We start from the raw sequence: 22,258 nt of genomic DNA on the forward strand, positions 1-22,258 counted from the left end.
AGCCATTAGGCCGGTGGGCTTCAGTCTGCTCGGTGCGTTTCGGCTAGGCTGCGTAAGGCACCCTGTCTCGCATGACCGCGTAGATGACCTTCAGTCTCTTTCGCGCCAGCGCCTTGAGCGCCTTGCCGTGCGACATGCCCCGCTCTCGGCACCTGGTGTAGTAGTCGCCCCATCTCCCCTCTGTCCGGGTGAGGCAGTTACATGAGAATATGAGCAGGTTCTTCAGCCTCTTGTTGCCTTGGCGCGATGCCGTCACCGAGGAGATCGAGGTTCCCGACTGGCGGTTGCGCGGCGCCAGGCCGCAGTACGACGCGAGCCTGTCGTGACTGGGGAAGTCTTCGATGTCGATGGAGATCGCAAGCTCGGAAGCGGTTTTGGGCCCGATGCCCGGCACCGTCAGGAGGCATCGGTAGGTATCGTCGCCCTCGAGCAGGGCGGAGATCTCCGCCGTGATCGCCTCGATCTCCGCCGAGTTCTCGGATATCCTGCGCGCGAGCAGTTTCACCGCCCGGTCCTCGGCGGCGACGACCGACGCATCCGGCCTTGTCGAGGAGGTTGTCGAGCGGACGAGGGCCTCGATCTTACCGCGCGCCGCCCCACGCGTGAGCGCCGCCGCCCTGCGGGGCCCGGCGTCGGCTACCGACCAGGCCCCGCCGAGGGATGCCATGAGCCTCAGCTGGGGCCCGTCGGACAGGTCGACCAGTGCCTCGAAGGCGGGGCACGATTCCAGCAGGATGCTGCGCAGCCGGTTCTTATTCCTAGTGTTCTCGCAGGTCAGGAAGTTCCTCTGGGCGGCCAGCGCCCTCGCCGCCGCAATCGTCGGACCTGGGTCTCCGACCGGCAGGAGCGCGTCGGGGATGCCAAGCGCCGTCTTCGCGATGACCATCGCGTCTCGCTCGTCGGTCTTGGCGTCGCCGGCGAAGAGCCTGGCGGCCCCGTGCGCCGCGAGTCCCGGCAGGTACGCCGCCGACATCCCGGCCGCCCTGGCGCGGGCGAGCGCGAGGGCGCCTATGTTGCGCGACTGGTCGACGACCACGAGCGCATCGGGGAAGCGGCCGAACAGCGAGTCCAGGTCGTCCTCCCTGTTCGCGACGGGGGTGCTCAACAGCACCTCGCCGTCTCGAGTCGCGACGCATGCCCAGTGGGACGATTTCCCGACATCGAGCCCGATGACGGCTTCCGACATTCTAATTGGTGCCACGGTGGTATCCTCCAATCGGTAGGCCGATCGGAACCCCTCCCCGCGACACCCACATTACCTGGCCGTGGCGCTTGCGCCCGGCAGTTTCCTATCAGTCGTCCGGAGCGGCGAGCGCCCCCGGTGGCAACACCCCCCGGGCCCTCTACGGGGCAGGGGCAGACGGCCATCCGGAGGCGCCCGATCGGCGGCCCCTCGGGGCTTGCCCGTATCGTAGGCAATGCGCCGAATGCTCGCCATCGAAATTTATCGATGACCTATTTCAGACTGTAATGGGGCACTCTGCAACCTAAGTGAGTAGACTTTTAGCACTTTGGCGACCAGGCAGTTTTGTAACAAGCTATCTACCTGCGGTTTTGAAAAGCAGGATGACCGGCCTGCTCGGGATGTTCAAAAAAGTCTACTCACTTGCCGCGCAAAGCTTCTACATGAGAAAAAAATGAGGTTTTCAACAGGGTTTCGTCCAGCTCTTGGCAAACTTTTGGCCAGTTGGGGAGGGCTGTTGAAAACTTGGCAGTCCGTTCGGCGCCATTTTTGGTGCGTTCGCGCCAATGCGTGACTGACTGGGTTGAAATTCGTGTTTTCCTGTGCCTATGAAGGATCTACTTTGTGACATATCGGCTTTTAGGTACTGGCGTTTGCCTCCTCAAGTCCGCGCTTTGTGTCCGCCGCTTCCACGACCGGAAGAAGACCGGCAGCGATATGATCTCGCCCGCAACCCGACGGCTGCGGTCGCGCTCGGTTTTCCGTTGTATACATTGGTTCGGACGAGAAACAAACGGACTTGTCCTGCCAGCATTAGGCAGCGGCTGTTTCTTGGTGAGTTCCCCAGGGAATCCGTGCTGGAAACGGAGCATGGGTTTTTGGTTACATCTCCTCTACTGACGACATTCATCATGTCGCGGCATCTGACGGATCTTCAGCTTCTTTTGGTATTGGCGGAGATGTGTGGCTTGTTTGCGGTGTGTGCCCTGCCGGCGGCACTTGAGGCGGAGCTTTCGCGTGCAATTGATTCGGGCGCGATTTCGACAACGTTCGGTTGGGTGCGCTGTCCGTCCGAGGGCGGCACCGCCTCAAATTTATGGCGTCGAGACGCTTTGGTTTTGGGCGGAGATCTTGACCGCTTTTGTTCAGATGTTTGCGGGGTGCGTTACGGCAATAGATTTATGGCGGTATCGCAACTCGTTCCATTGGGTGCCGCGTCGCCTTTTGAGGTCGAGGCGTATTTGCTACTTGCACTGCCGCGATCCCTGGGAGGCGAAGGTTTTTGCGGCATAGAGCTTAATGTTGAAGTGACGTTAAGCACAAGTGCTCGAGCGATTGTGGGAAAGTCCCGTGTATATATCGACCTACTTCTTTCTTCACCGGACGGTAAGCGACAGGTGGCCATTGAATGTCAGGGAAAGGCCTCGCACGGACGCGCAGGGGATGGCTTGCGTGACGCAGACCGCATGACGGCGCTTCAGGCCATGGGCTACGATGTGCTTCTCCTGACACACAGACAGATATCCGATGAGGATAGATTCCGCGCGATTGTTAAGGCCGTATGCAGGATGTTTGATGCTGAATATCGTGATAAAAGCTCGGATGAGCAAAGGGCTGAGGCATTACTCCGGTCTGAACTATTCGTTGACTGGACAAAACTGGGAGTAATCGACGAAAAGATGCCCGTTAGACACAAAACAGCTCGATCGTGGACGGCTGCGGAACTAAGTGAGTAGACTTTTGGCTTGATGGCGGCCAGGCCGTTTTCGCAACAAGCCATTTACCTGCGACTTTATAAAGCAATATGGATGGTCTGCTCGGCAAGTTCCAAAAAGTCTACTCACTTGGTTTTTGACGAGAAGCCGATGCCGAAGGCGGTCCTATTTCAGGGCGTTTACGAGTTCTCGAGACACGAAAAAAGGCCCGAACCATGCAGTCCGGGCCTTATCGAGCTAGAGGCTATCTCTCAGGCGGCTGGCTTAGCCAAAGTAGCGCTTCAGCAGACCCTCAAAGGCCTTGCCGTGACGGGCCTCATCGCGAGCCATCTCGTGGACAGTGTCGTGGATGGCATCGAGGTTGGCAGCCTTGGCACGCTTGGCGAGATCAGTCTTACCGGCGGTGGCGCCATTCTCGGCCTCAACGCGCATCTCGAGGTTCTTCTTGGTGGAGTCGGTCACGACCTCGCCCAGGAGCTCGGCGAACTTGGCGGCGTGCTCGGCCTCCTCATGAGCTGCCTTCTCGTAATAAAGACCAACCTCGGGATAACCCTCGCGATGAGCGACGCGGGCCATGGCCAGATACATACCGACCTCGGAGCACTCGCCCTCAAAGTTGGCGCGCAGGTCGGCGACGATGTCCTCGGGCACGCCCTCCTTGGCAACGCCCACGACGTGCTCGGCAGCCCAGGTAAAGCCGCCCTCATCCTGCTTCAGGAAGCGGGAACCGGGAACGCCGCACTGGGGGCACTTGAAGTCCTCGGGCAGCTGGTCGCCGTCGTACTCTTCAACATAACCGCAAACGGGGCAAACAAATTTCATGATTCGATCCCTTCGATCGATGGCGATGGTGCGCTCGTCCGGTCCCGTAAGGGCCCTCTCCGGACGTGCGTCTTGACGAGTTCTATTATCCATAAATGAGACTGAAAGTGAAGCCTATTAGGAATGATTTTTAATAAAACAATTTTGAGATATGAAGATGTTGATTGATTAACGATTGGCAGGCCGTCTTTGACCGTCGTTGAGTACAATCGGTCGAGCAAATGTTGACCAATCAACAAATGAGGGAGCCTCCTTTATGCATCTAGCCCGCCGCGTCTGGTGCCGAACGTATCAAACGGTTTTTCGCATCGCATTGCCGGTGCTGCCCTATACCGAGCCACGCATTCTGGAGCACGCTGAGGATGTGCCCACAGTGCTTCAAAAGCATTCGATACGGCGGGTTCTTATCGTGACAGACCCTGGTATTGCCCGTCTGGGGCTCACGGCGCCGCTCGAGACAGTGCTCGCGTCCAAGGGAATTGGCGTTGCGGTCTATGCCAAAACATCAGCGAACCCCACGGTCTCAAACGTGGAAGAAGCGGCGTCCCTGTATCGAGAGCGCGCCTGCCAGGCCATTATCGGCTTTGGTGGCGGTTCGGCCATGGACTGTGCCAAGGGCGTGGGAGCACGTATCGCGCAGCCAAACAAGCCCATCAACAAGATGCGCGGCCTGCTGCGGATTCATCGTCGCCTGCCGCTGCTTATCGCCGTTCCCACTACCGCCGGTACGGGAAGCGAAGTTACACTCGCAGCGGTAATTACCGATGACGAGACGCACTATAAATACCCCATTAACGACTTTGTGCTTATCCCGCGCTTTGCGGTGCACGACCCCGAGTTTACGCGCGGTCTGCCCGCCTCCATTACGGGGCAGACGGGCATGGACGCCCTGACGCATGCCGTCGAGGCGTTTATCGGCCGTAGCACCACGCCCTACACGCGCAAGATGGCGCGACAGGCGGTTCAGCTCATCCACGGCAATTTGCTCGAGGCCTATGAACATGGCGACGACATGCGCGCACGTCGCAATATGCTTTCGGCGGCGTATAAGGCGGGTGTTGCCTTTACGCGCTCCTATGTTGGATACGTTCATGCCATCGCACACAGCCTGGGCGGGCGTTACGGGATTCCGCACGGCTTGGCCAACGCTATCATCCTGCCGCACATGCTTCGCGCCTATGGCGAAGCTGCTGCTCCTAAGCTCGCCGATCTCGCCCGCATGGCCGGCATCGCGCCGGTTAACGCGCAGGACAGCCTGGCGGCCGAGGCCTTTATCGATTGGGTCGACCGCATGAACGCCGCCTTGGGCATTCCCAAATATGTGACGGGCATTCGCCGCTCCGACATTCCGCAGATGACGGCACATGCCGATGCCGAGGCCAATCCGCTGTACCCCGTTCCGCTTTTAATGGACCGCTTGGAGCTCGAGCGTATGTACGAGGTCGTCGCGGGTGGTATGTTTGAGGACGAGAACTAGGAGGGTGCCATGAACACCGAGGAAATTGCGCGCATCGTCGGCGATCAGCGCGCCTACTTTAAGACCCACACCACGTTTGATGTCGATGCTCGACGTCGTGCGCTCGTGAGTTTACGCGATGCGGTACGGGCCCACGAGGCCGATATTGCCCATGCGCTCAAGACCGATTTGGGAAAGTCGCATGATGAGGCCTATATGTGCGAGATCGGCACCTCGCTTTCCGAGATTCGTCATCAGATCTCGCATGTGGCTCGATGGAGTCGTCCGCGCCCGCGTCCGTGTGACCTCGCCAACGCCGTGAGTGTGTGCAAAACGCAAGCCGTGCCCTATGGTGTTACGCTCATCATGGCGCCCTGGAACTACCCGTTTTTGCTGACGCTCGAGCCGCTCGCCGGCGCCCTTGCCGCGGGCAACACCGTGGTCATCAAGCCGAGTGCCTATGCTCCGGCATCGAGCGCGGTGCTCAAGCAAATCTGTGAAGAGGCATTTGATCCGCGCCTGGTGGCGGTTGTCGAGGGCGGCCGCGCCGAAAACGAAGCTCTGCTCGACGAGTGCTGGGACAAGATCTTCTTTACCGGTAGTGTTTTGGTCGGCAAGCTCGTCATGGAGCGCGCAAGTAAAAACCTTACGCCCGTGACGCTTGAGCTGGGCGGAAAGAGTCCCTGCATCGTGGATGCGACGGCAAACTTGAAGGTTGCGGCACGGCGTATCGCCTTTGGTAAATGGCTCAACGTGGGGCAGACCTGCGTGGCGCCCGACTACCTGCTGGTCGATGCGCGCGTGCATGACGAGCTGCTGGACCTTATCAAGGAGGAGGTCCGCCGTATGTTTGGCGAGCATCCGCTCGATAACGAGGATTACGGACATATCGTCAACGCCAAGCATTTTGCGCGCGTGCGTGGGCTGATCGACCCCGACAAGGTTGTGTTGGGAGGCACGGCGCGCGAGTCGTCGCTCAAGATTGAGCCGACGATCCTAGACGGCGTGACCCCCGATGACGCCGTGATGCAGGAGGAGATTTTCGGCCCCATCTTGCCGGTGCTGACGTTTGAGAGCCTAGACGAGGCCGAGACGTTTATTACGGATCGTCCGACGCCGCTGGCCCTGTATATCTTTAGCCAGGACCGCGCGGCTCAGCAGCGCTTTGTGCGCTACGTGCCCTTTGGCGGCGGCTGCGTTAACGACACCATCATGCATTTGGCTACGAGCCATATGGGCTTTGGCGGCATGGGCGCGAGCGGCATGGGACAGTACCATGGCCGCGAGAGCTTCGATACGTTTAGCCACAAGAAGAGCATTGTGAACAAGGCAACGTGGCTGGACGTGCCATTCCGCTATGCTCCTTACGCAAGCTGGAAGCACAAGTTCGTGCGCATGTTTGTGCATTAGAAAAGGGCGCAGGTAATACGAACAAGTGTTCCTATTACCTGCATTTTGCGTTAGACTACTGTTATGGAGCACGGATGGGCCAACTCCCTTTAGAAGGGATTTGGTATGAACGTAAGCGATGTTATTTCGTTATTAGCGTTGTTGATTGCGGCTATCGAACTCGGTCTGTTTATCGGCCGAATGAAATAGCCGCCCCCGCGTAAGCGAAGACGGCCACTTCTCACGATGAAAACGTGTATCGGAGTTGGCAAGACCCGCGGCAACGGGTGCCATCCGTGTTCCTATCTTATCTGCAAGCGTTCTGTCGCGCAAGCGTTGAGGCAAACGATTGAAGGACGCAGACAGGATGTATTTGTGTCCGCACGGGACCGTAGACTTCTCAATAAGGTTACACACCGGTTTATCCGGCTGTTAGAGGAGCTGCTATGTACGAGCCTTCGCGTGTTCTTCTGTCATTTCACATTGCAGGATTTCAGTATGCCGATGGCGCCTTGGTCCTGGGCGATCTTAAAGCGGGCGATAAGCTGACGCTGTGTGCCGAGCGCGATAATCCCCATGACCCCGAGGCAGTTGCGATCTACTATGGCAAGACCAAACTTGGCTACGTTCCGGGAAACGAGGTCGGCCCACTGTCCTTGATGATGTATTACGGCCACGAGGACGTATTTGAGGCCCGCGTGCAACAGGTTGCTCCCGAGCGCAGCCCGTGGCACCAGGTGCGCGTTGGCCTCTATGTGGTGGATGCTCGCTAGTCGGCAAGGGAGGCGGCCATGTTTGATGACGATGACCTGTTCGATCTGACAGACGATCCGTTTGAGTGGGATACGCTACTCGATGACGATGAGTTGGAGCAGGATCGTAAGAAGCGGCAGGGCAAGAACGCCCAGGGTGACGCTTCGAAAAAGCAAGACAAGCGCCGCCGCGGACTGTTCGGCGGGCTCTTTGGCTAACCGCCGCATCGCTGTGTCTGTATACTTAGCACGAGTTGGATGCATTGCGAAATGAGGGCATAGACGATGATGTGGTTTACCGCCGACCTGCACCTGGGCGATACGAATATCTTGCACGACATGGATCGACCGTTTGATTCGGTCGAGGAGATGAACCGCAAGGTCATCGATGCCATCAATGAGTGCGTGGCTGCGGACGACCGCCTCTATATCCTGGGAGACTTTACGTATCGCTTGCCCCTGGCGGAGGCGGTGCGCCTGCGCGAGCGTATCGAATGCCAGAACGTGACGCTCATCCGCGGTAACCATGACGGCGACTGGGAAGATTCCGACGTACCGCAGATTTGGGAAGACGTGCGCGATTACCTGGAGATTGCTCCCGGCTATGCCAAGGGCCATCGCCTGGTGTTGAGCCACTACCCCATGCTTAGCTGGAATGGCAAGGCGCGTGGCGCCATCATGCTACACGGGCATATTCACAGCAGAGGAGACCGTACCAACGCGCGCAACCGCGATCGCGAGCGCCCTATCTTTCGCTACGATGTCGGTCTCGATGCCAACGAGTACAAGCCCGTAAGCCGCGATCAGTTTCTTAGCTTCTTTGGGTTATAGGGCGCCAGAACCACCACAAAGGGGACAGGCACCTTTGTGGTGGTTCTGGCGCCGTTGCCATTATGGCGGCGGCGCCTTTTTTGTCCGTGCGGTGCGGTAGAGTGTAGGCGGTTGAAATTTGCGTCCATCGAGGAGCTGCTATGAACGAGATCAAGTGCCCGCATTGCGGCGAAGTGTTTAAGGTCGATGCGTCTGGCTATGCGGATATCGTCAAGCAAGTACGCGATGCCGAGTTTTCGCGCGACCTGGATGAGCGTGTGAAGGCAGTCCAGCGCGAGGGCGAGCAGGCGCTGGAGCTTGAGCGTTCGCGTTCGGCGTCTGCCCTGCAGGAGGCGGAGTCTCAACGCGACGCTCAGCTTGTCGAGCAGAAGAACGCTGCGGCGCAGGAGTTGGCACAAGAGGTTGCCAAGCGCGATGTCGAGCTTGCCGAGCTGCGCGCCAAGCTCGAGGGCGCTGCCGCAGAGCGCGAGAGTGCAAGCCAGCGCGCGGCGGTTGAGGCCCGCGCCGATGCTCAAAAGGAGAATGCCGAGCTGCAGCGCGAGATCGACAACTTGCGTGCGCAGCTGGGGCGCAAGGATGACGAAGCCAAACTCGCCGAGGCGGCGGCACGCAATGCTGCTCAAAACGACCTGTCCGCACGCGACGCTCAGATTGCCGAGCTGCAGGCCAGGCTCGCCGCGGCGGACAAGGCCCAGGAGATGGCGCTTGCCGCTGCCGCGGCAGAGTCGCAGCGTGAGCTCGATGCCGCTCGCAGCGAGGCCGAGCGCGCGCTTGCTGACTACCGCGCGACGGTACGGGAGAAGTTTTCCGCCGCAAAGGCTCAGTTCGAGCAAGAGGCCGAGGGCCTGCGTGTCCAGCTGCGCGAGCAGGAACTGATGGCAAAAATGAACCTGTCAGAGGCGGTCGCCGCGGCGGAACGAGAGCGCGATGAGGCACGTGCCAAGCTGACGAGCGAGCTGGCGGTGCGCGATTCTCGCGAGGAGCAAGCCAAGGCAGCACACGAGCTCGAGCTTGCGCAGGCCAAGCGCGCGAGCGATGACCTGATTCGCTACAAGGATGAAGAGATTGAGCGTCTTAAGGACATGAAGGTCCGCCTGTCTACCAAGATGGTGGGCGAGTCGCTCGAGCAGCACTGCGAGACCGAGTTTAACCGTCTGCGCATGACGGCGTTTCCCAACGCGTACTTCGAGAAAGATAACGATGCGTCCGAGGGTACCAAGGGCGACTTTATCTTCCGCGAGTGCGACGCGAGCGGCAACGAGGTCATTTCGATTATGTTCGAGATGAAAAACGAGAACGACGAGACCGCGACCAAACACAAGAACGAGGACTTCTTTAAGAAGCTCGATCACGATCGTCGCCAGAAAGGCTGCGAGTATGCGGTGCTCTGCACGCTGCTCGAGCCCGAGAGCGAGCTCTATAACGCAGGTATCGTCGACGTGAGTTACCGCTATGAGAAGATGTACGTGATTCGTCCGCAGTTCTTTATTCCCATGATTACACTTCTTCGTAACGCCGCCATGGGTTCGCTGCGCTATAAGCAGGAGCTGGCGGAGTACAAACAGCAGAATATCGACGTCACGAACTTCGAAGCCAAGATGGAAAAGTTCAAGAACGATTTCGGCCGCAACTACGAGATCGCGAGCCGCAAGTTCCAAACGGCGATCGATGAGATCGACAAGACGATTAGCCATCTGCAGAAAACCAAGGAGGCGTTGCTGTCCTCCGAGAACAATCTGCGCCTAGCCAACAAGAAGGCCGACGATCTTACCATTCGCAAGCTCACGTGGGGCAACAAGACCATGAAGGCGGCGTTTGACGAGGCACGCGGGACTGCGACAGAGACAAACGATGAGCCAGCCGAGGCAGATTCGTATGAGGTCGAGGATGCCGAGTAAGGCATAGCATATAGTGCAAAAGCGGGGCCGCTGGCGATGTTGCCAGCGGCCCCGCTTCGTTTCGTTCCATTGTGCCCGGCTAGTCCTCGAGCAGGTCCTCGATAAAGCCGACGCGGTAGTTTTTGAAGATGACCTCGCCGCCGTCTTGCGTGGCATCCAGGTCGACATCGCCCATGATGCCAAAGTCGTGGTCGCCATCCTCGTCGGCAAAAATCTGGTGCACGTGCCACACGTGCGCGGTCTTCTCGTCGGACTCGTCGATGGAAAACATCGCGGCGCTGCGGGCATCTCCGTCGGTGAGGATTTCCTCGTGCTGCTCGTGGTAAGCGTCGAGTGCTTTTTGCCAGCGGATATCGCTCATGCCCCAGTCGTCGTCGAGCTCGCCCAAGTCGCGAACGTGCTCGCGGGCGGCAAGGGTCACGCGGCGGAAGAGTGCGTTGCGCACCAACAGCGTGCAGCCGCGGCGGTCCGCCACGACCTCGTCGATGCCCTGCGGCGGCGCAGCATCGAGGGCTGCCGGGTTGCCGGCGTTTTCCCACTCGTCCACCAGGCTCGAGTCCACCGAGCGCACCACAAAGCCCAGCCACGAGATAATGTCGCGCAGGCGCTCGTCGCGCTTCTCGATGGGCACGGTACGGTCGAGTGAACGGTAGGCCTCTGCCAGGTAGCGAAGCAAAATGCCCTCGGAGCGGGCGATGCCGAGCTTTTGGATATAGCCCTTAAAGTCGCTCGCGCTCTCCAACATGTCGCGCAGGACACTCTTGGGTGAGAGCTGGTAGTCGTTGGCCCAGGGTACTTCTTGGCAGTACTTGTCGAAGGCGGCATCGAGCAAGTCCTCGAGCGGCTTTTCGTAGGTGACATCCTGGATGCGCTCCAGGCGTTCCTCATAATCGACGCCGTCAGCCTTCATTTCGGCCATCGCGCGGTCGCGCGCGGCGCGCTCCTGTGCGCGCAATACCTGCTTGGGGTCCTCGAGCGTTGCCTCGACCATCGAGATCAGATCCATGGTATAGGTCTCACTCTCGGGATCGAGCAGCTCCAATGCGGCAAGTAAGAACGGCGAGAGCGGCTGATCGAGCGCGAAGTCCTCGGGCAGATCGACCGTCAGTGCATAGTCGATGTCTGGTGCGGCGTCAGTCGGGGCCTCGGGTGCGGGCGGCACCTCGGTGCGCACGACGACGCCGGAATCGATGAGCGTGGCAAAGATTTCGTCGGCGCGAACCTCGAGCTTGGCCTTTTCCTCGGGAGTCTGCAGGCTCGTCTCGATGAGGTCGTGTACGCGGGCTCGGGCATCGCCGCCTTGCTCGACCACACTAATCACCATGGAGTGCGTGATGCGCAGGCGCGGCTTGAGCGTCTCGGGCTGCGTCTCGATCAGGCGCTCAAAGGTCTGCTTGTTCCAGGTGACAAAGCCCTCGGGGGCCTTTTTCTTTTTAATCTTACGGAGTTTTTTGGGGTCGTCGCCCGCCTTGGCCATGAGCTTGGCATTCTCGATCTCGTGCTCGGGTGCCTCGGCAATCACCATGCCCTCGGTATCGAAGCCCGAGCGGCCGGCGCGACCGGCAATCTGATGGAACTCGCGGGCGCGCAGGCGACGCATTTTGTAGCCGTCGAACTTGGTGAGCGCGGTGAGGACCACGGTGTGGATGGGCACGTTGATGCCGACACCGAGCGTGTCGGTGCCGCAGATGACGGGCAGCAACCCCTGCTGCGCCAGGCGTTCAACCAGCAAGCGATAGCGCGGCAGCATACCGGCGTGGTGCACACCGACGCCGCAGCCAAGCAGGCGCTTGAGAATCTTGCCAAAAGCCGTCGAGAAACTCGTGCCTTTGGCAGCTTCCTTAATGGCCTCGCGCTGCTCCTTGCTGGCGATGCCAAAATTGGCGAGGGATTGCGCCGTCGCAAGGGCGGCATCCTGGCTAAAGTGCACGATATAGAGCGGGGCCTCGCCGCGGCGCATGGCGAGCTCGACCGTGCCCTCGAGCGAGGTCGTCACATAGTCGTAGCTCAGCGGCACGGGACGCGGGGCATCGACAACCAAGTCGCAAGCAGCGCCGGTGTGCTCCTCGAGAGAGGCGGCGATGGCAGTGACATCGCCGAGCGTGGCGCTCATGAGCATAAACTGCGTGTGGGGCAGGGTGAGCAGCGGCACCTGCCAAGCCCAACCGCGATCGGGGTCGGCAAAGTAGTGGAACTCATCCATGGCGACGCAGCCAACATCGGCATCTTCGCCCTCGCGCAGTGCATCGTTGGCAAGGATCTCTGCCGTGCAGCAGATGACGGGCGCTTTGGTGTTGATATGCGTATCGCCGGTGATCATACCGACGTTATCGCGGCCGAGTACCTGTACCAGGTCGAAGAACTTTTCGCTGACCAGGGCCTTGATAGGGGCCGTGTAATAGCAACGTTTGCCCTGCGCCATGCCCATAAAGAGCATGCCCAGCGCGACGAGCGATTTGCCCGATCCGGTCGGTGTGCCCAAAATGACGTGATCGCCGGCGGCCAGGTCCATGAGGGCCTCTTCTTGGTGATCCCACAGCTCAATGCCACGCTCGCTCGTCCATTCAAAGAAGCGTTCGAAGGCCTGATCGGGCGTGAGCCACGGTTCGGGCTCACTGCCGTCCTCGGGCTCCCACCAGGTGGGGGAGAGCGCGCCGAGCGAGCCGAACTCGGCTTCGGTTCCCGTGCCGCCCGAGAATGAGCTGGCGGCCCCGGCGCCGGAGACGCTGCCGGCGGCGGTATCTGTCGTGGTCTGTGCCATGTGTTTGCTTTCTCTCGCGATTGTCCGCCAACTATTATGGCGTAGCGTCGGCGCGAGGTGCCAGCGCGCGAGAAAATGCAGGAAATGGGCGTTCTGTCCGGCCGTTTGGTGCGGTTGCCAGCTAAGTGAGTAGACTTTTTGCGATGTCGCGAGCACATGGCTTTTGCGCAAGGGCTCTATCTGCGGCTTTAGTTTTCGTTACGCGGGTTGTGCTTGGCTATTGCAAAAAAGTCTACTCACTTAGGCTTGAGGGTCGTTCGTCGGCGCCTATTCGCGCTTGTTTGCCGACGCCGCGACCATCAGAAGCCCCTAGGACTCTTACGGCAGGCGCTTCTTGCCTTTGCGGGCGCGGTTTCTAAAGTTCTCGACGGCCTCTTCCATGCCCAGAGGTACATAGGTGAGCGCATCGAGGTTTTCGGGCAGGTAGCAGGCAAGGCTTTGCTCCTGCGCGTGGCCCGCCGCAAGCTGTTCATCGCTAGGCTGCGCGCCGGGTGTGGCGCAAATGCCATAGACGACGGCACCCATCTCGCGCGTGCGGTGTTCATATTCGGTCTCGGGATGGTCGGGATGGTCGCGGCGGACGTCGTCACTTACCCAAAGCGTGTCGTAGCCGGCCGCGGCAAACTGCCCCAGGGCGTAGTCGCGCAGAGGCTTGCTGTCGGTTCGCAGTGTGACGGTGGCGCCGACTGCAAAGAGCGGGCGGTAGAGCATCAGATGGTCGACATGGACGAGTCGTTTTTTGGCGTACTTGGCCTTGGGCTGCGGCGTGGGAAAGTTGATGGTGATGGCATCGAGCTCGCCTGCGGCAAATAGCTGCGGCAGCGATGCGGCGCCTCGGGGCAGGACGAGTGCGTTGGGCAACTCCTGCTCACAGATCTTCTGAGCGGCATAGGCAATGCAGATGGGCTCCTGATCCATGCCGATGAAGAGCGTTTCGGGCTCACGGCGAGCGCGCTCAACTAGATAGGTGCCTTTGCCGCAGCCTAGATCCAGGTGCAGGCGGGCGAAGGGCTTACCGCCAGCTGGCGCGCAAGCCTCGCGCCAATCTTCGGCATAGGCCTCGGGGTTCGTCTCAATCGCATCGGCGTAGCGCTCCAGGCGCTCCTCGAGCACAAAGTTCTTAGGCGTGCGAACGTGGACGGCTCCCATGAGGCTCCTTGGTCATAAGTATGGAACGCATGGCTGCGCGTTCCGACGATGGGTTGAATAAGGGCGGGCATAGTTTGCCCGAAGGATGCGGTGCGGCTCGACGGCGAGTCGTCGGTGCCTACAGGCGCTTGAGGATCACGTAGCGGTTGAGCTCGCCGCTGCGACCGTCGGCGTGGAAACGCTCAAGTTCGCGCACGGGGACCTCGCCGCTCTTGTAGAACGTACGGACGCCGCGCACCAGGTCGGTGATCTGCTGATCGTCAAAGTGATGGCAATAGCGGTAGGCGTGGCGGTCGTTTTGCCAGCCAATGAGGTGGTCGCCGGCTTCAAACTGCGCGGAATCGTAACCCTCAAACGGCGGGGTGAGCTCGGCGCGGGCTTCGGCTCGAACGGCCTTGCGCGCCATGCGCTCGTCGTTCATAAACTCCCAAAAGCTGATGGCGATGATGCCGCCCGGGCGCGTCTGGCGCACCAAGGCGTCGAGCACGCGTACGCGGTACTCGCACGACGGCACGTGGTGCATAAAGCCAAAGCAGACCGAGATGTCGGCGAGCGGGGCGTCGAAAAGCACGTCGGGTGTTTCGGCGGGGTTGAGCTTCATGAGGGCGTCGAGCACGTCGAGTTCCTGGAAGTGCAGGTTGGGAATGCGCAGCGCGTGGCCATGCGCATCGATGGCCAGGTCTTGGCACGAGTCGACACCATAGAACTCAAACGGACAGCTGGCATCTGCCGAGGGGTTTGCGCCGTCGACGCCCTTGGCGGCAAGTGCGCCGCCGGCGGCAAAGTTCTCGAATCGCATATTGCCGCAGGCAAGATCGAAGACGCGGACGGGATGCTCGATCGTGGCGGCGTTGAGCTGCCCGAGCGCGATGTCCATGGTGCGCACCCAGCCGGGCCACGGGGCCTGGCGCGTATCGGAAAAGGAAGCGGAGTGCTCGCGATAGAACGTATTGTTGAGCTGGATGAGCGATGAGGCGAAATCGCGGTTCACGGCGTGGAACTCCCTCCGTTGGCGGTGCGGAATAAACAGTACGACCATACTACCGTTAACGCCGCAACGGGGACAACCGAGCCGTGGGTCATTGCTTTGTTTGGACACATTTCCGCAGCTCATATGTGCCCGCAACCGCCGGTTGTCAAAAATCTCACTAGAATAGGTGGCATGCTTTTGGCGGTGGCGGATAGATTTTTAACTGTGCAAGGCGCCTTAAGAACAAAAACGGTCCGGCGGCACGGCTGGCATCACATAGGAGGAACCATGAATGTAGAAACTGCGCAGCGGCTCGCCGACCTTCGCCGCAGCAAAGGCTTTAGCCAAGAAGGGCTGGCGCGAAAGCTGGGGCTGTCGCGCCAGGCGGTCAGCAAATGGGAGCGCGCGGAGAGCTCGCCCGATACCGAGAACCTGATCTCGCTCGCCAAGCTTTATGGTGTGAGTCTGGACGAGCTGCTCAATCCGAGCGACGAGATCGAGGACGATATCGAGTTTGAGAACGAGGATCGCGCCCGCCAGCGCGAGGCCGAGGCGGCAGAGCGCGCTCGCACCCATGAGGCGGCGGTGCGCGCCACCGAAGCGGCAACGCAGGCGAGTGATGCCGCGGCTAAGGCGGCACAGGCGGCAAGCTGGAGTGCACAGGCCGCCAACGCTGCTACGGCGCAGGCGACGAGTGGCCACGCAGTTGGCTCGACTCCGGTGAAGGGCCCCTTCCAGTCGTTCCCGTATTGGGCCGTGTGCTGGCTGCTGTTCTTTTTGCTGATGTTCCTGGTTGGTGCCAGCCCTTTTCCCGCACTGATCTTCTTTACGATTCCCATCTATCACTGGGTGGCGCGTGCGCTCGATGGCGATTGGGCGCGCGGGGATATCCAGGTTGGTCCGGCGCCGGTGGCGGTCAAGGCCCAGGGGAAGGATACTTCTGCGGAACCTGATGCTGACGTGGCTATCGCAGCCACCGCTGAGCCGTGTGCCAAAGAGGGTGACGAATGATGAAGTTTTCGCATGAATCCAGACTGCGTCTGGGCGTTGGCATCGGAGCGTTTGTGCTCATCATCGGGCTTGTTTTTGGCATTTCACGGACTTTGATTCATTATGATGGCCCGTGGGATCTCGACGATGTCGTATCCGGCTTGTCTGGTATGGACGATGCGGTTGACGAGGACAATCTCTTGGACGACGGCAGCTATTCCGCTCGGCCTCAGCAACTTTCGAGCGAAACGTTTGATGCCGACGCGTTCACATCGCTTGACCTGGATGTGACGTCGGGCACGGTCGAGGTCAAACACGTCTCCGGCGGGCCGGTACGCGTAATTGAAAGCGGTCGCGTGGCAACGGGGACCGTTGCCTTCGATGCGGCAACCCAGAACCTGGCCGAAATCAAGGGCTCTACGCTCAAGATTCGCCAGTTCGATTGCGATGACGAGCGCGCCATTGACCGCACGGTTACCGTCGAACTGCCGCGCGAAGTTGCCGATAACCTGGTCGGCATTACGGCGAAGGTGGGATCGGGTGATCTGACGGTCGCGGGCATTGCGTGCCATGACCTCAACCTGACTTTGGACTCGGGAGATGTTGAGTTTACTGGCACCGTGACCGATACCCTGAATGCCGAGGTCGGTTCGGGCGATGTGACGTTCGAGCTCTATCAGGCCCCCGCGAAGTCGATGAACGTGAGTGTGGGCTCGGGCGACGTGGAGATAGCGGTTCCGAACTCAACGGGCTTTAAGGCGAGCCTAACTGTGGGCAGCGGTGACTTCGAGAGCGATTTCCTTCCGCTTGGCTACGACGGCGAGACCATATTGAATCATGAATTCGACAACGGTGATAAGTCTGCCACGTATCGTTTTAAGGTCGGTTCGGGCGACATGTCGTTTGATCCGGAGTGACGACAGCGGGCTAAGTCCGCAAACTTAGATGCTTAGATGCGCTGTTTGATGAAGGCGTCGGGGCCGCGGTCGGCTTCGGCGCCTTTGCCTTTACAATGGGGACATGGAACAGATTATCTTGAACATACTCGACGCTCTGCGTCGCGGTGAGACCGTGGACGACAAAGCGCTCGTCAAATTGATACATGCCGAGGCGCGCCGCGAGGGTGCCGACAAACGCGATTTGGCCAAGCGCCGCCTGCTGCCGTTTTACCAGCGGGTTAAACGTGAGGAGCCGGCTCGGTGGGCTGCGTGGAATGTCGATTCCGATCTGGAACGTCAACTGCTGCAGGTGCTGCGTATGAAGCCGCGCCGCACGGCTTCGGGCGTGGCGACCATTACCGTCATCACCAAGCCCTGGCCGTGCTCGGGCGATTGCCTGTTTTGCCCCAACGACCTGCGCATGCCCAAGAGCTATCTGCACGCCGAGCCGGCATGCGCCCGTGCGGAGCAAAATTGCTTTGACCCGTATCTGCAGGTAAGCGCTCGTCTGACCGCGCTTTCGCAGATGGGGCATGCGACCGACAAGATAGAGCTCATTGTGCTCGGTGGCACCTGGAGCGACTATCCGGAAGGCTATCAGACATGGTTTATGTCAGAGCTTTTCCGTGCGCTCAATGACGATGCCGTCGCCGGCGTGGCTGCCAACCCCATGTTGGCGCGTCCGGGCATCAGCCGTGCCGAGGCAGGGCGTCTACTCGATGACGCTCCTGCCGATGCCTTGCCGCCAGTGGTAACAGAACGCCGTGAGCGCTATCGGGCTGCCGGTATTGCGACCGACGAGGCCGAGCTTGCGAGCGGTGTTGCCGACGAGCAGGGGCGTGTGGATGCTGCCGTGGGTGGCTATAACCGCGCGGTGCGTCGTCTGTACGGTCCCGGTACGCCGTGGGGCGAGGTCGCCGAGTGGCAGACGACCACGATGGAGGAGCTTGAACGTCAGCAGCGCATCAACGAGACGGCGAAGCATCGCGTGGTGGGGCTCGTTATCGAGACGCGCCCCGATGCCGTGACGCCACAGGCGCTCACGCTCATTCGTCGCCTGGGCTGCACCAAGATTCAGATGGGCATCCAAAGCCTTGACCAGCACCTGCTCGATATCAACGAGCGTCGCATTTCGGTGGCGCAGATCGAGCGGGCGTTTTCGCTTGCGCGTCTGTTTGGCTTTAAGATCCACGCGCATTTTATGCTCAACTTGCTGGGCGCCACACCCGAGGGGGACAAGCGCGACTACGAACGCTTTATGACCGAAGGGGCCTTTATGCCCGACGAGGTCAAGGTCTACCCGTGCGCGCTCATCGAGGGCTCGCGTCTGGTGGGCTGCTATGAGCGTGGCGAGTGGCGTCCCTATACCGAGGAAGAGCTGCTCGATGTGTTGGCCAACGACATCGTGGTGACGCCGGCGTTCTGCCGTATCAGTCGCATGATCCGCGACTTTAGCTCCGACGACATCATGGTGGGCAACAAGAAGCCCAACCTGCGTCAGCTCGTTGAGAACCGCCTGGCTGCTCGGGCTGACGGTGCGACGGTGCGCGAGATCCGTTACCGCGAGATCAGCACGGCGGGTGCCGACTTGGATGAGCTATCTCTTGATGAGGAAGTGGCGTACGAGACGCCGGTGACTTACGAGCGCTTTTTGCAGTGGGTGACGCCGCAGGGCAAGATCGCGGGCTTTTTGCGCCTGTCGCTGCCCGACCATTCGTTTGTTGCCGCGCATGCGGACGAGTTGCCGACGACGCCGGACGAGGCGATGATTCGTGAGGTGCACGTGTATGGCATGGCGGCACGCGTGGGGGATCAAGGTCAGGCGGCTCAGCATCACGGTCTGGGGCGTCTGCTCGTGGAGCGTGCGTGTGAGATTGCCCGGGATGCGGGTTATGCACGTATCAACGTGATTAGCGCGATTGGCACACGCGAGTACTATCGCCATCTTGGATTTTATGACCATGGCCTTTATCTGCAAAAGGAGCTCTAGATGAACAAGCCGAGTGTTTCTGCCGGCGTCGTTGCCGGCGTTGCTCTGGGAGCCGCGGCGCTTGGTGCGGCCGCTGTCGCTGTTCGTGCTGCCTGTCTGCAGGTTGCGCGAACCCGCAATGGGTTGGCGCGCGTGAAACGCGTGCACGATGAGGGCGGCGATGAGATTCGCGTGCTCGTGCAGGGCGGCGTCTACCAAAGCGCAAGCCATGTTGGCGATCGTTGGGCAGAGCCCGTCTTTGCGTATTATCGTGCATTTGACGATGTGTTTGAGGCCGAGGACGCAATGCGTGACGCTTATGGTCACGGTATCGACCGTACGCTTATGCTGGGCGGCGGTGGGTTTGCCTATCCCAAGTTCGCGCTGATGTCGCACGAGAGCTTGCGCATGGACGTCATTGAGTACGATGCCGAGATTACGCGCCTGGCGCGCCGTTGGTTTTACCTGGACGAGCTGGAGCGCGCGGTGGGCGACCGCTTGCGGGTGATTACCGCTGAGGCTCGCTCGTATCTGGGCGTGACGAGTGTGGGCCATCGTCGCTACGACGTGGTCGTGAGCGATTGCTTTGGCGGTGCCGAGCCCGTACGCGAGCTGGCGACGGTTGAGGCGTTGCGTTTGGTGCGGGGCAGCCTAAATGTCGGTGGCGTCTACGTTGCCAATATCGTGAGTGCAAACGAGGGGAGCGATGTGGCGTTCCTGCGCGACTGTGCCGCCACGGCGCTTGAGGTGTTCGACCATGCTTGGGTGGTCCCATGTGGCGATGCGGAGTTCGGCGGCGAGGAGAACTACCTGCTTATCGCCAGCGACGGCGACTACGCCTTTGCCGAAGCTGTGCCCTTCGACACCGACTTCCTCGGCACCGTCCTTCACGACAAGTAAGTCTCTCCGTCCCAAAAAGACTGGTCTTAGGCGTGGTCGCGCCAGCTGAGGACGCGCTGCTTCATGCCCTCGATGTCGAGCACGCCTTCGGCGAAGCCTTTGCGCACGAGCTCCTCGGGAACGTACTCGTCGTAGCGATCAAAATAAGGTACCTCGCCGGGATAGACGAGCTCGATGGGGTCGAAGTCCTTTTCGGCCTCGGCTGCGAGCACCTCAAAGAACGTCTCCTCGTCGGCCTTCATCTTAAACTGCATAAAGTATGGACGCGACGGATCGAGCCCGCGAAGGCCCAGCTCCGCGGCACACTTAATCTTGAGCATACGTTCGAGCGCCAGAAAGGCGTAGCTGCCCAACCAGGGGAAGAGCACCCAGGTGTCGCCACCCAGGTTGATGAGCGGTTTGGTCCCCGCACCCGAAATCTCGGCGGTATGACGAGCCTGTGCAAGGCGTGCCCGCGCGTTACCCATAAGGTACGGATATGCCGCGTGCTCAGTGAGCGCTTGGCGCATGCGCTCGAGTACATGCGTGTTAATGTCGCCGGGGCAGTCGCCAAAGTATGCCGGCACACGACCTTTGACTTGCGTGGCAAAGACGGTGTGTCGCTTCCAGTCCACTTCCTCGACTATCCAGCAGTGCCCGGCTATGGCGATGCGCTCACCGGGCGGTGGCGGATTGACGATCGTGCCCAACTCGGCCGACTCGCTGCGAACGGTGAACTCCTCGTTTTCCTGGAACACAGCGTAGAACTTAAAGTTGTTAATGATGCGCTCGCCCGCGAGACCCACGATGAGCCCACCGCCCTCGGTGACCTGGATGTGGTCGATCTTGATGAGGTGGCGCAGCAGTACGCGATAGTCATCGGCCGAGACGCGGTGGAAATAGCTGAGCGTGAGCACGCGCTGAGCAAGCTCGGCCGGCGTGAGCTCGCCGGTGCTGGCGAGCGTCGACATGGTCTGGTGGTAGAGCAGGCTGTAGGGGAGTCGATCGAGCTCGGGCGGCTCGACCCACTTTTCCTCGCGATAGAGTTGTACGAGTGCGATGCCCTGCAGGAGCTTCCAGGGTATCGTTTCGGGCATCATCGTGCGCGGCTCGGGTTCTTCCTCGCGCATGACAAACCACATCTCGGGCGGAAGGTCGCGACGGCCTGTGCGCCCCATGCGCTGCAAAAAGGAGCTGACGGTAAACGGCGCGTCAATCTGGAACGCGCGCTCCAGGCGACCGATATCAATGCCGAGCTCCAGCGTGGAGGTGGTGACGGTCGTCTGCGCCTGCTCTTCGTCGCGCATGAGCTCCTCGGCCGTCTCGCGCAGCGATGCCGAAAGGTTGCCGTGATGGATTAGAAAGCGGTCTGGCTCGTGCTGGCTCTCGCAGTAGCTGCGCAACATGGAGCACACGGCCTCTGCCTCCTCGCGCGAGTTGGCAAAGACCAGGCACTTGCGGCCGCGGGTATGCTCAAAGATGTAGCCCATGCCGGGGTCGGCGTTGTCGGGTGCGGTGTCGGTGGGGTTGAGCAGTGCCTGTTCGGTTGCCTGCGGGATGTCGACTTCGCCCTCGGGGGCTGAGGAAGTGCGACGGTCCTTGGGGGCAGCCTTGCCCCGTGCCTGCTCGCGACGTTGGCGGCGCTCCTCTTGCGTGAGTTGTCCGCTGTGACGCATGTCTTGGGCACCGGCCGGCAGTGCCGCGGATGCCGCCTCGATGCGCTCGCATGCGAGCACTTCGGCTTCCTGCGGACCTGTGCCCATGAATCCCCGCTGCTGTGCCTGGGGGCCCGAGTTGTAGAAGTGCTCCATGGAGATGCGCCATACGCGGCGCGGTTCTTCAAAGCGGGGGATAACACAGTTGCGCCCCGTTCCCTGTGAGAGAAAGGCACCCGTGCGTTCCGGGTCCCCGATGGTGGCCGAAAGACCGATGCGCCGGGGCCGTACGCCCGCCATGCGCGAAAGACGCTCGATAAGGCAGAGTGTCTGCCCGCCACGGTCGCCGCGCATGAGCGAGTGGACCTCATCGATGACCACGTAGCGTAGGTCGCAAAACATGCGCGGGATCGCCATGTGCTTATGGATTAAGAGCGCCTCGAGTGACTCGGGCGTAATCTGCAAGATGCCGCTCGGCTTTTTGATGAGCTTAGCCTTGTGCGACTGCGAGACATCGCCGTGCCAGTGCCAGACGGGGATGTCGGCTTCTTCGCATAGGTCATTGAGACGGACGAACTGATCATTGATGAGCGCTTTGAGGGGGCCAATGTAGAGGGCACCAACGCTTGCGGGCGGGTTCTCCCAAAACTCGGTCAGGATGGGAAAGAAGGCCGCTTCGGTTTTGCCGGAAGCCGTGGATGCCGTCAGGAGCACATTATCTTGCGTGTTAAAGATGGCATCAGCTGCTGCAACCTGGATGGAGCGCAGGCTCTCCCAGTCGTGGGAGTAAATGAAGTCTTGGATAAACGGGGCGTAGCGGTCAAAGGCGTTCACGGGGCCTCCCTTCAAAAGCGAATCTCTCAACGCGGTGGGCAGTGGCTTGCTGCATTGCTGCTTCAAC

General features: G+C 60.4%; 17 protein-coding genes. 11 read left to right on the top strand and 6 right to left on the bottom strand.

The window, feature by feature from the left end; genetic code table 11:
* Nucleotides 1–43 precede the first annotated feature (43 nt).
* Nucleotides 44–1,201 (bottom strand): IS110 family transposase, encoded by a 1,158-nt coding sequence (locus tag ACKUTP_RS08700; protein WP_409063376.1) that lies wholly within the window; start codon nt 1,199–1,201, stop codon nt 44–46.
* Between the two features lie 836 nt (nt 1,202–2,037).
* On the opposite strand from ACKUTP_RS08700, the gene ACKUTP_RS08705 reads away from it, so the two are divergent.
* A complete protein-coding gene (locus ACKUTP_RS08705) occupies nt 2,038–2,919 on the top strand; it encodes a hypothetical protein (protein ID WP_409064118.1) in 882 nt (293 codons plus the stop codon).
* 243 nt (nt 2,920–3,162) lie between these two features.
* On the opposite strand, the gene ACKUTP_RS08710 is transcribed toward ACKUTP_RS08705, so the two are convergent.
* Nucleotides 3,163–3,723: a ferritin family protein gene (locus ACKUTP_RS08710; RefSeq protein WP_187323865.1), complete on the bottom strand. Its 561-nt coding sequence runs from the start codon at nt 3,721–3,723 to the stop codon at nt 3,163–3,165.
* A 253-nt stretch (nt 3,724–3,976) separates the two neighbouring features.
* Here ACKUTP_RS08710 and ACKUTP_RS08715 point away from each other — a divergent pair, with 253 nt between their 5' ends.
* From ACKUTP_RS08715 to ACKUTP_RS08740, 6 genes are all read left to right on the top strand, one after another.
* Nucleotides 3,977–5,197, top strand: a complete 1,221-nt coding sequence (locus ACKUTP_RS08715; protein WP_409064119.1) for an iron-containing alcohol dehydrogenase — start codon at nt 3,977–3,979, stop codon at nt 5,195–5,197.
* Between the two features lie 9 nt (nt 5,198–5,206).
* Nucleotides 5,207–6,586 carry an aldehyde dehydrogenase gene (locus tag ACKUTP_RS08720; protein ID WP_409064120.1) on the top strand — a complete coding sequence of 460 codons (1,380 nt, stop codon included), beginning with the start codon at nt 5,207–5,209 and terminating at the stop codon, nt 6,584–6,586.
* 425 nt (nt 6,587–7,011) lie between these two features.
* On the top strand, nt 7,012–7,338 hold the full coding sequence (locus ACKUTP_RS08725) for an HIRAN domain-containing protein (RefSeq protein ID WP_035137041.1): 327 nt from the start codon (nt 7,012–7,014) through the stop codon (nt 7,336–7,338).
* Between the two features lie 18 nt (nt 7,339–7,356).
* Entirely contained in the window at nt 7,357–7,536 is a 180-nt protein-coding gene (locus tag ACKUTP_RS08730; protein ID WP_409064121.1) for a hypothetical protein, read from the top strand.
* Between the two features lie 66 nt (nt 7,537–7,602).
* Nucleotides 7,603–8,148 (top strand): metallophosphoesterase, encoded by a 546-nt coding sequence (locus ACKUTP_RS08735; RefSeq protein ID WP_409064122.1) that lies wholly within the window; start codon nt 7,603–7,605, stop codon nt 8,146–8,148.
* A 140-nt stretch (nt 8,149–8,288) separates the two neighbouring features.
* Nucleotides 8,289–10,046 (top strand): DUF2130 domain-containing protein, encoded by a 1,758-nt coding sequence (locus ACKUTP_RS08740; protein WP_409064123.1) that lies wholly within the window; start codon nt 8,289–8,291, stop codon nt 10,044–10,046.
* Nucleotides 10,047–10,125: 79 nt separating this feature from the next.
* Here the strand turns inward: ACKUTP_RS08740 and ACKUTP_RS08745 are convergent, their stop codons facing one another.
* The 3 genes from ACKUTP_RS08745 to ACKUTP_RS08755 all read right to left on the bottom strand — a co-directional run bounded on the left by ACKUTP_RS08745 (nt 10,126) and on the right by ACKUTP_RS08755 (nt 14,947).
* The gene (locus ACKUTP_RS08745; protein ID WP_409064124.1) at nt 10,126–12,807 is read right to left on the bottom strand and encodes a DEAD/DEAH box helicase; all 2,682 of its coding nucleotides are present in this window, start codon (nt 12,805–12,807) and stop codon (nt 10,126–10,128) included.
* A 318-nt stretch (nt 12,808–13,125) separates the two neighbouring features.
* The gene (locus tag ACKUTP_RS08750) at nt 13,126–13,956 is read right to left on the bottom strand and encodes a tRNA (guanine(46)-N(7))-methyltransferase TrmB (protein ID WP_409064125.1); all 831 of its coding nucleotides are present in this window, start codon (nt 13,954–13,956) and stop codon (nt 13,126–13,128) included.
* A gap of 118 nt (nt 13,957–14,074) precedes the next feature.
* Nucleotides 14,075–14,947 carry a hypothetical protein gene (locus ACKUTP_RS08755; protein WP_195445159.1) on the bottom strand — a complete coding sequence of 291 codons (873 nt, stop codon included), beginning with the start codon at nt 14,945–14,947 and terminating at the stop codon, nt 14,075–14,077.
* A 267-nt stretch (nt 14,948–15,214) separates the two neighbouring features.
* Here ACKUTP_RS08755 and ACKUTP_RS08760 point away from each other — a divergent pair, with 267 nt between their 5' ends.
* From ACKUTP_RS08760 to ACKUTP_RS08775, 4 genes are all read left to right on the top strand, one after another.
* Nucleotides 15,215–15,937, top strand: coding sequence for a helix-turn-helix transcriptional regulator (locus ACKUTP_RS08760; protein WP_349109572.1), 723 nt, complete (start codon nt 15,215–15,217; stop codon nt 15,935–15,937).
* On the top strand, nt 15,937–16,833 hold the full coding sequence (locus ACKUTP_RS08765; protein ID WP_409064126.1) for a DUF4097 family beta strand repeat-containing protein: 897 nt from the start codon (nt 15,937–15,939) through the stop codon (nt 16,831–16,833). The genes ACKUTP_RS08760 and ACKUTP_RS08765 overlap by 1 nt, the downstream gene beginning before the upstream one ends.
* Before the next feature lie 103 nt (nt 16,834–16,936).
* The gene (locus ACKUTP_RS08770; RefSeq protein WP_409064127.1) at nt 16,937–18,844 is read left to right on the top strand and encodes an elongator complex protein 3; all 1,908 of its coding nucleotides are present in this window, start codon (nt 16,937–16,939) and stop codon (nt 18,842–18,844) included.
* Complete coding sequence (locus tag ACKUTP_RS08775; RefSeq protein WP_409064128.1) at nt 18,845–19,723, top strand: spermidine synthase; 879 nt, start codon at nt 18,845–18,847, stop codon at nt 19,721–19,723.
* Between the two features lie 26 nt (nt 19,724–19,749).
* On the opposite strand, the gene ACKUTP_RS08780 is transcribed toward ACKUTP_RS08775, so the two are convergent.
* Nucleotides 19,750–22,191, bottom strand: coding sequence for a DEAD/DEAH box helicase (locus ACKUTP_RS08780; RefSeq protein ID WP_409064129.1), 2,442 nt, complete (start codon nt 22,189–22,191; stop codon nt 19,750–19,752).
* Nucleotides 22,192–22,258: the final 67 nt, after the last annotated feature.

The organism is Collinsella sp. wc0529 (assembly GCF_046116875.1).
Classification (GTDB): Bacteria; Actinomycetota; Coriobacteriia; order Coriobacteriales; family Coriobacteriaceae; genus Collinsella.

What these genes read in the sequence shown, in the direction of transcription:
- ACKUTP_RS08750 (WP_409064125.1), bottom strand. Translation starts at nt 13,956, where the DNA reads ATGGGAGCCGTCCACGTTCGCACGCCTAAGAACTTTGTGCTCGAGGAG.
- ACKUTP_RS08745 (WP_409064124.1), bottom strand. Translation starts at nt 12,807, where the DNA reads ATGGCACAGACCACGACAGATACCGCCGCCGGCAGCGTCTCCGGCGCC.
- ACKUTP_RS08775 (WP_409064128.1), top strand. Translation starts at nt 18,845, where the DNA reads ATGAACAAGCCGAGTGTTTCTGCCGGCGTCGTTGCCGGCGTTGCTCTG.
- ACKUTP_RS08725 (WP_035137041.1), top strand. Translation starts at nt 7,012, where the DNA reads ATGTACGAGCCTTCGCGTGTTCTTCTGTCATTTCACATTGCAGGATTT.
- ACKUTP_RS08765 (WP_409064126.1), top strand. Translation starts at nt 15,937, where the DNA reads ATGAAGTTTTCGCATGAATCCAGACTGCGTCTGGGCGTTGGCATCGGA.
- ACKUTP_RS08735 (WP_409064122.1), top strand. Translation starts at nt 7,603, where the DNA reads ATGATGTGGTTTACCGCCGACCTGCACCTGGGCGATACGAATATCTTG.
- ACKUTP_RS08715 (WP_409064119.1), top strand. Translation starts at nt 3,977, where the DNA reads ATGCATCTAGCCCGCCGCGTCTGGTGCCGAACGTATCAAACGGTTTTT.
- ACKUTP_RS08740 (WP_409064123.1), top strand. Translation starts at nt 8,289, where the DNA reads ATGAACGAGATCAAGTGCCCGCATTGCGGCGAAGTGTTTAAGGTCGAT.
- ACKUTP_RS08770 (WP_409064127.1), top strand. Translation starts at nt 16,937, where the DNA reads ATGGAACAGATTATCTTGAACATACTCGACGCTCTGCGTCGCGGTGAG.
- ACKUTP_RS08720 (WP_409064120.1), top strand. Translation starts at nt 5,207, where the DNA reads ATGAACACCGAGGAAATTGCGCGCATCGTCGGCGATCAGCGCGCCTAC.
- ACKUTP_RS08730 (WP_409064121.1), top strand. Translation starts at nt 7,357, where the DNA reads ATGTTTGATGACGATGACCTGTTCGATCTGACAGACGATCCGTTTGAG.
- ACKUTP_RS08760 (WP_349109572.1), top strand. Translation starts at nt 15,215, where the DNA reads ATGAATGTAGAAACTGCGCAGCGGCTCGCCGACCTTCGCCGCAGCAAA.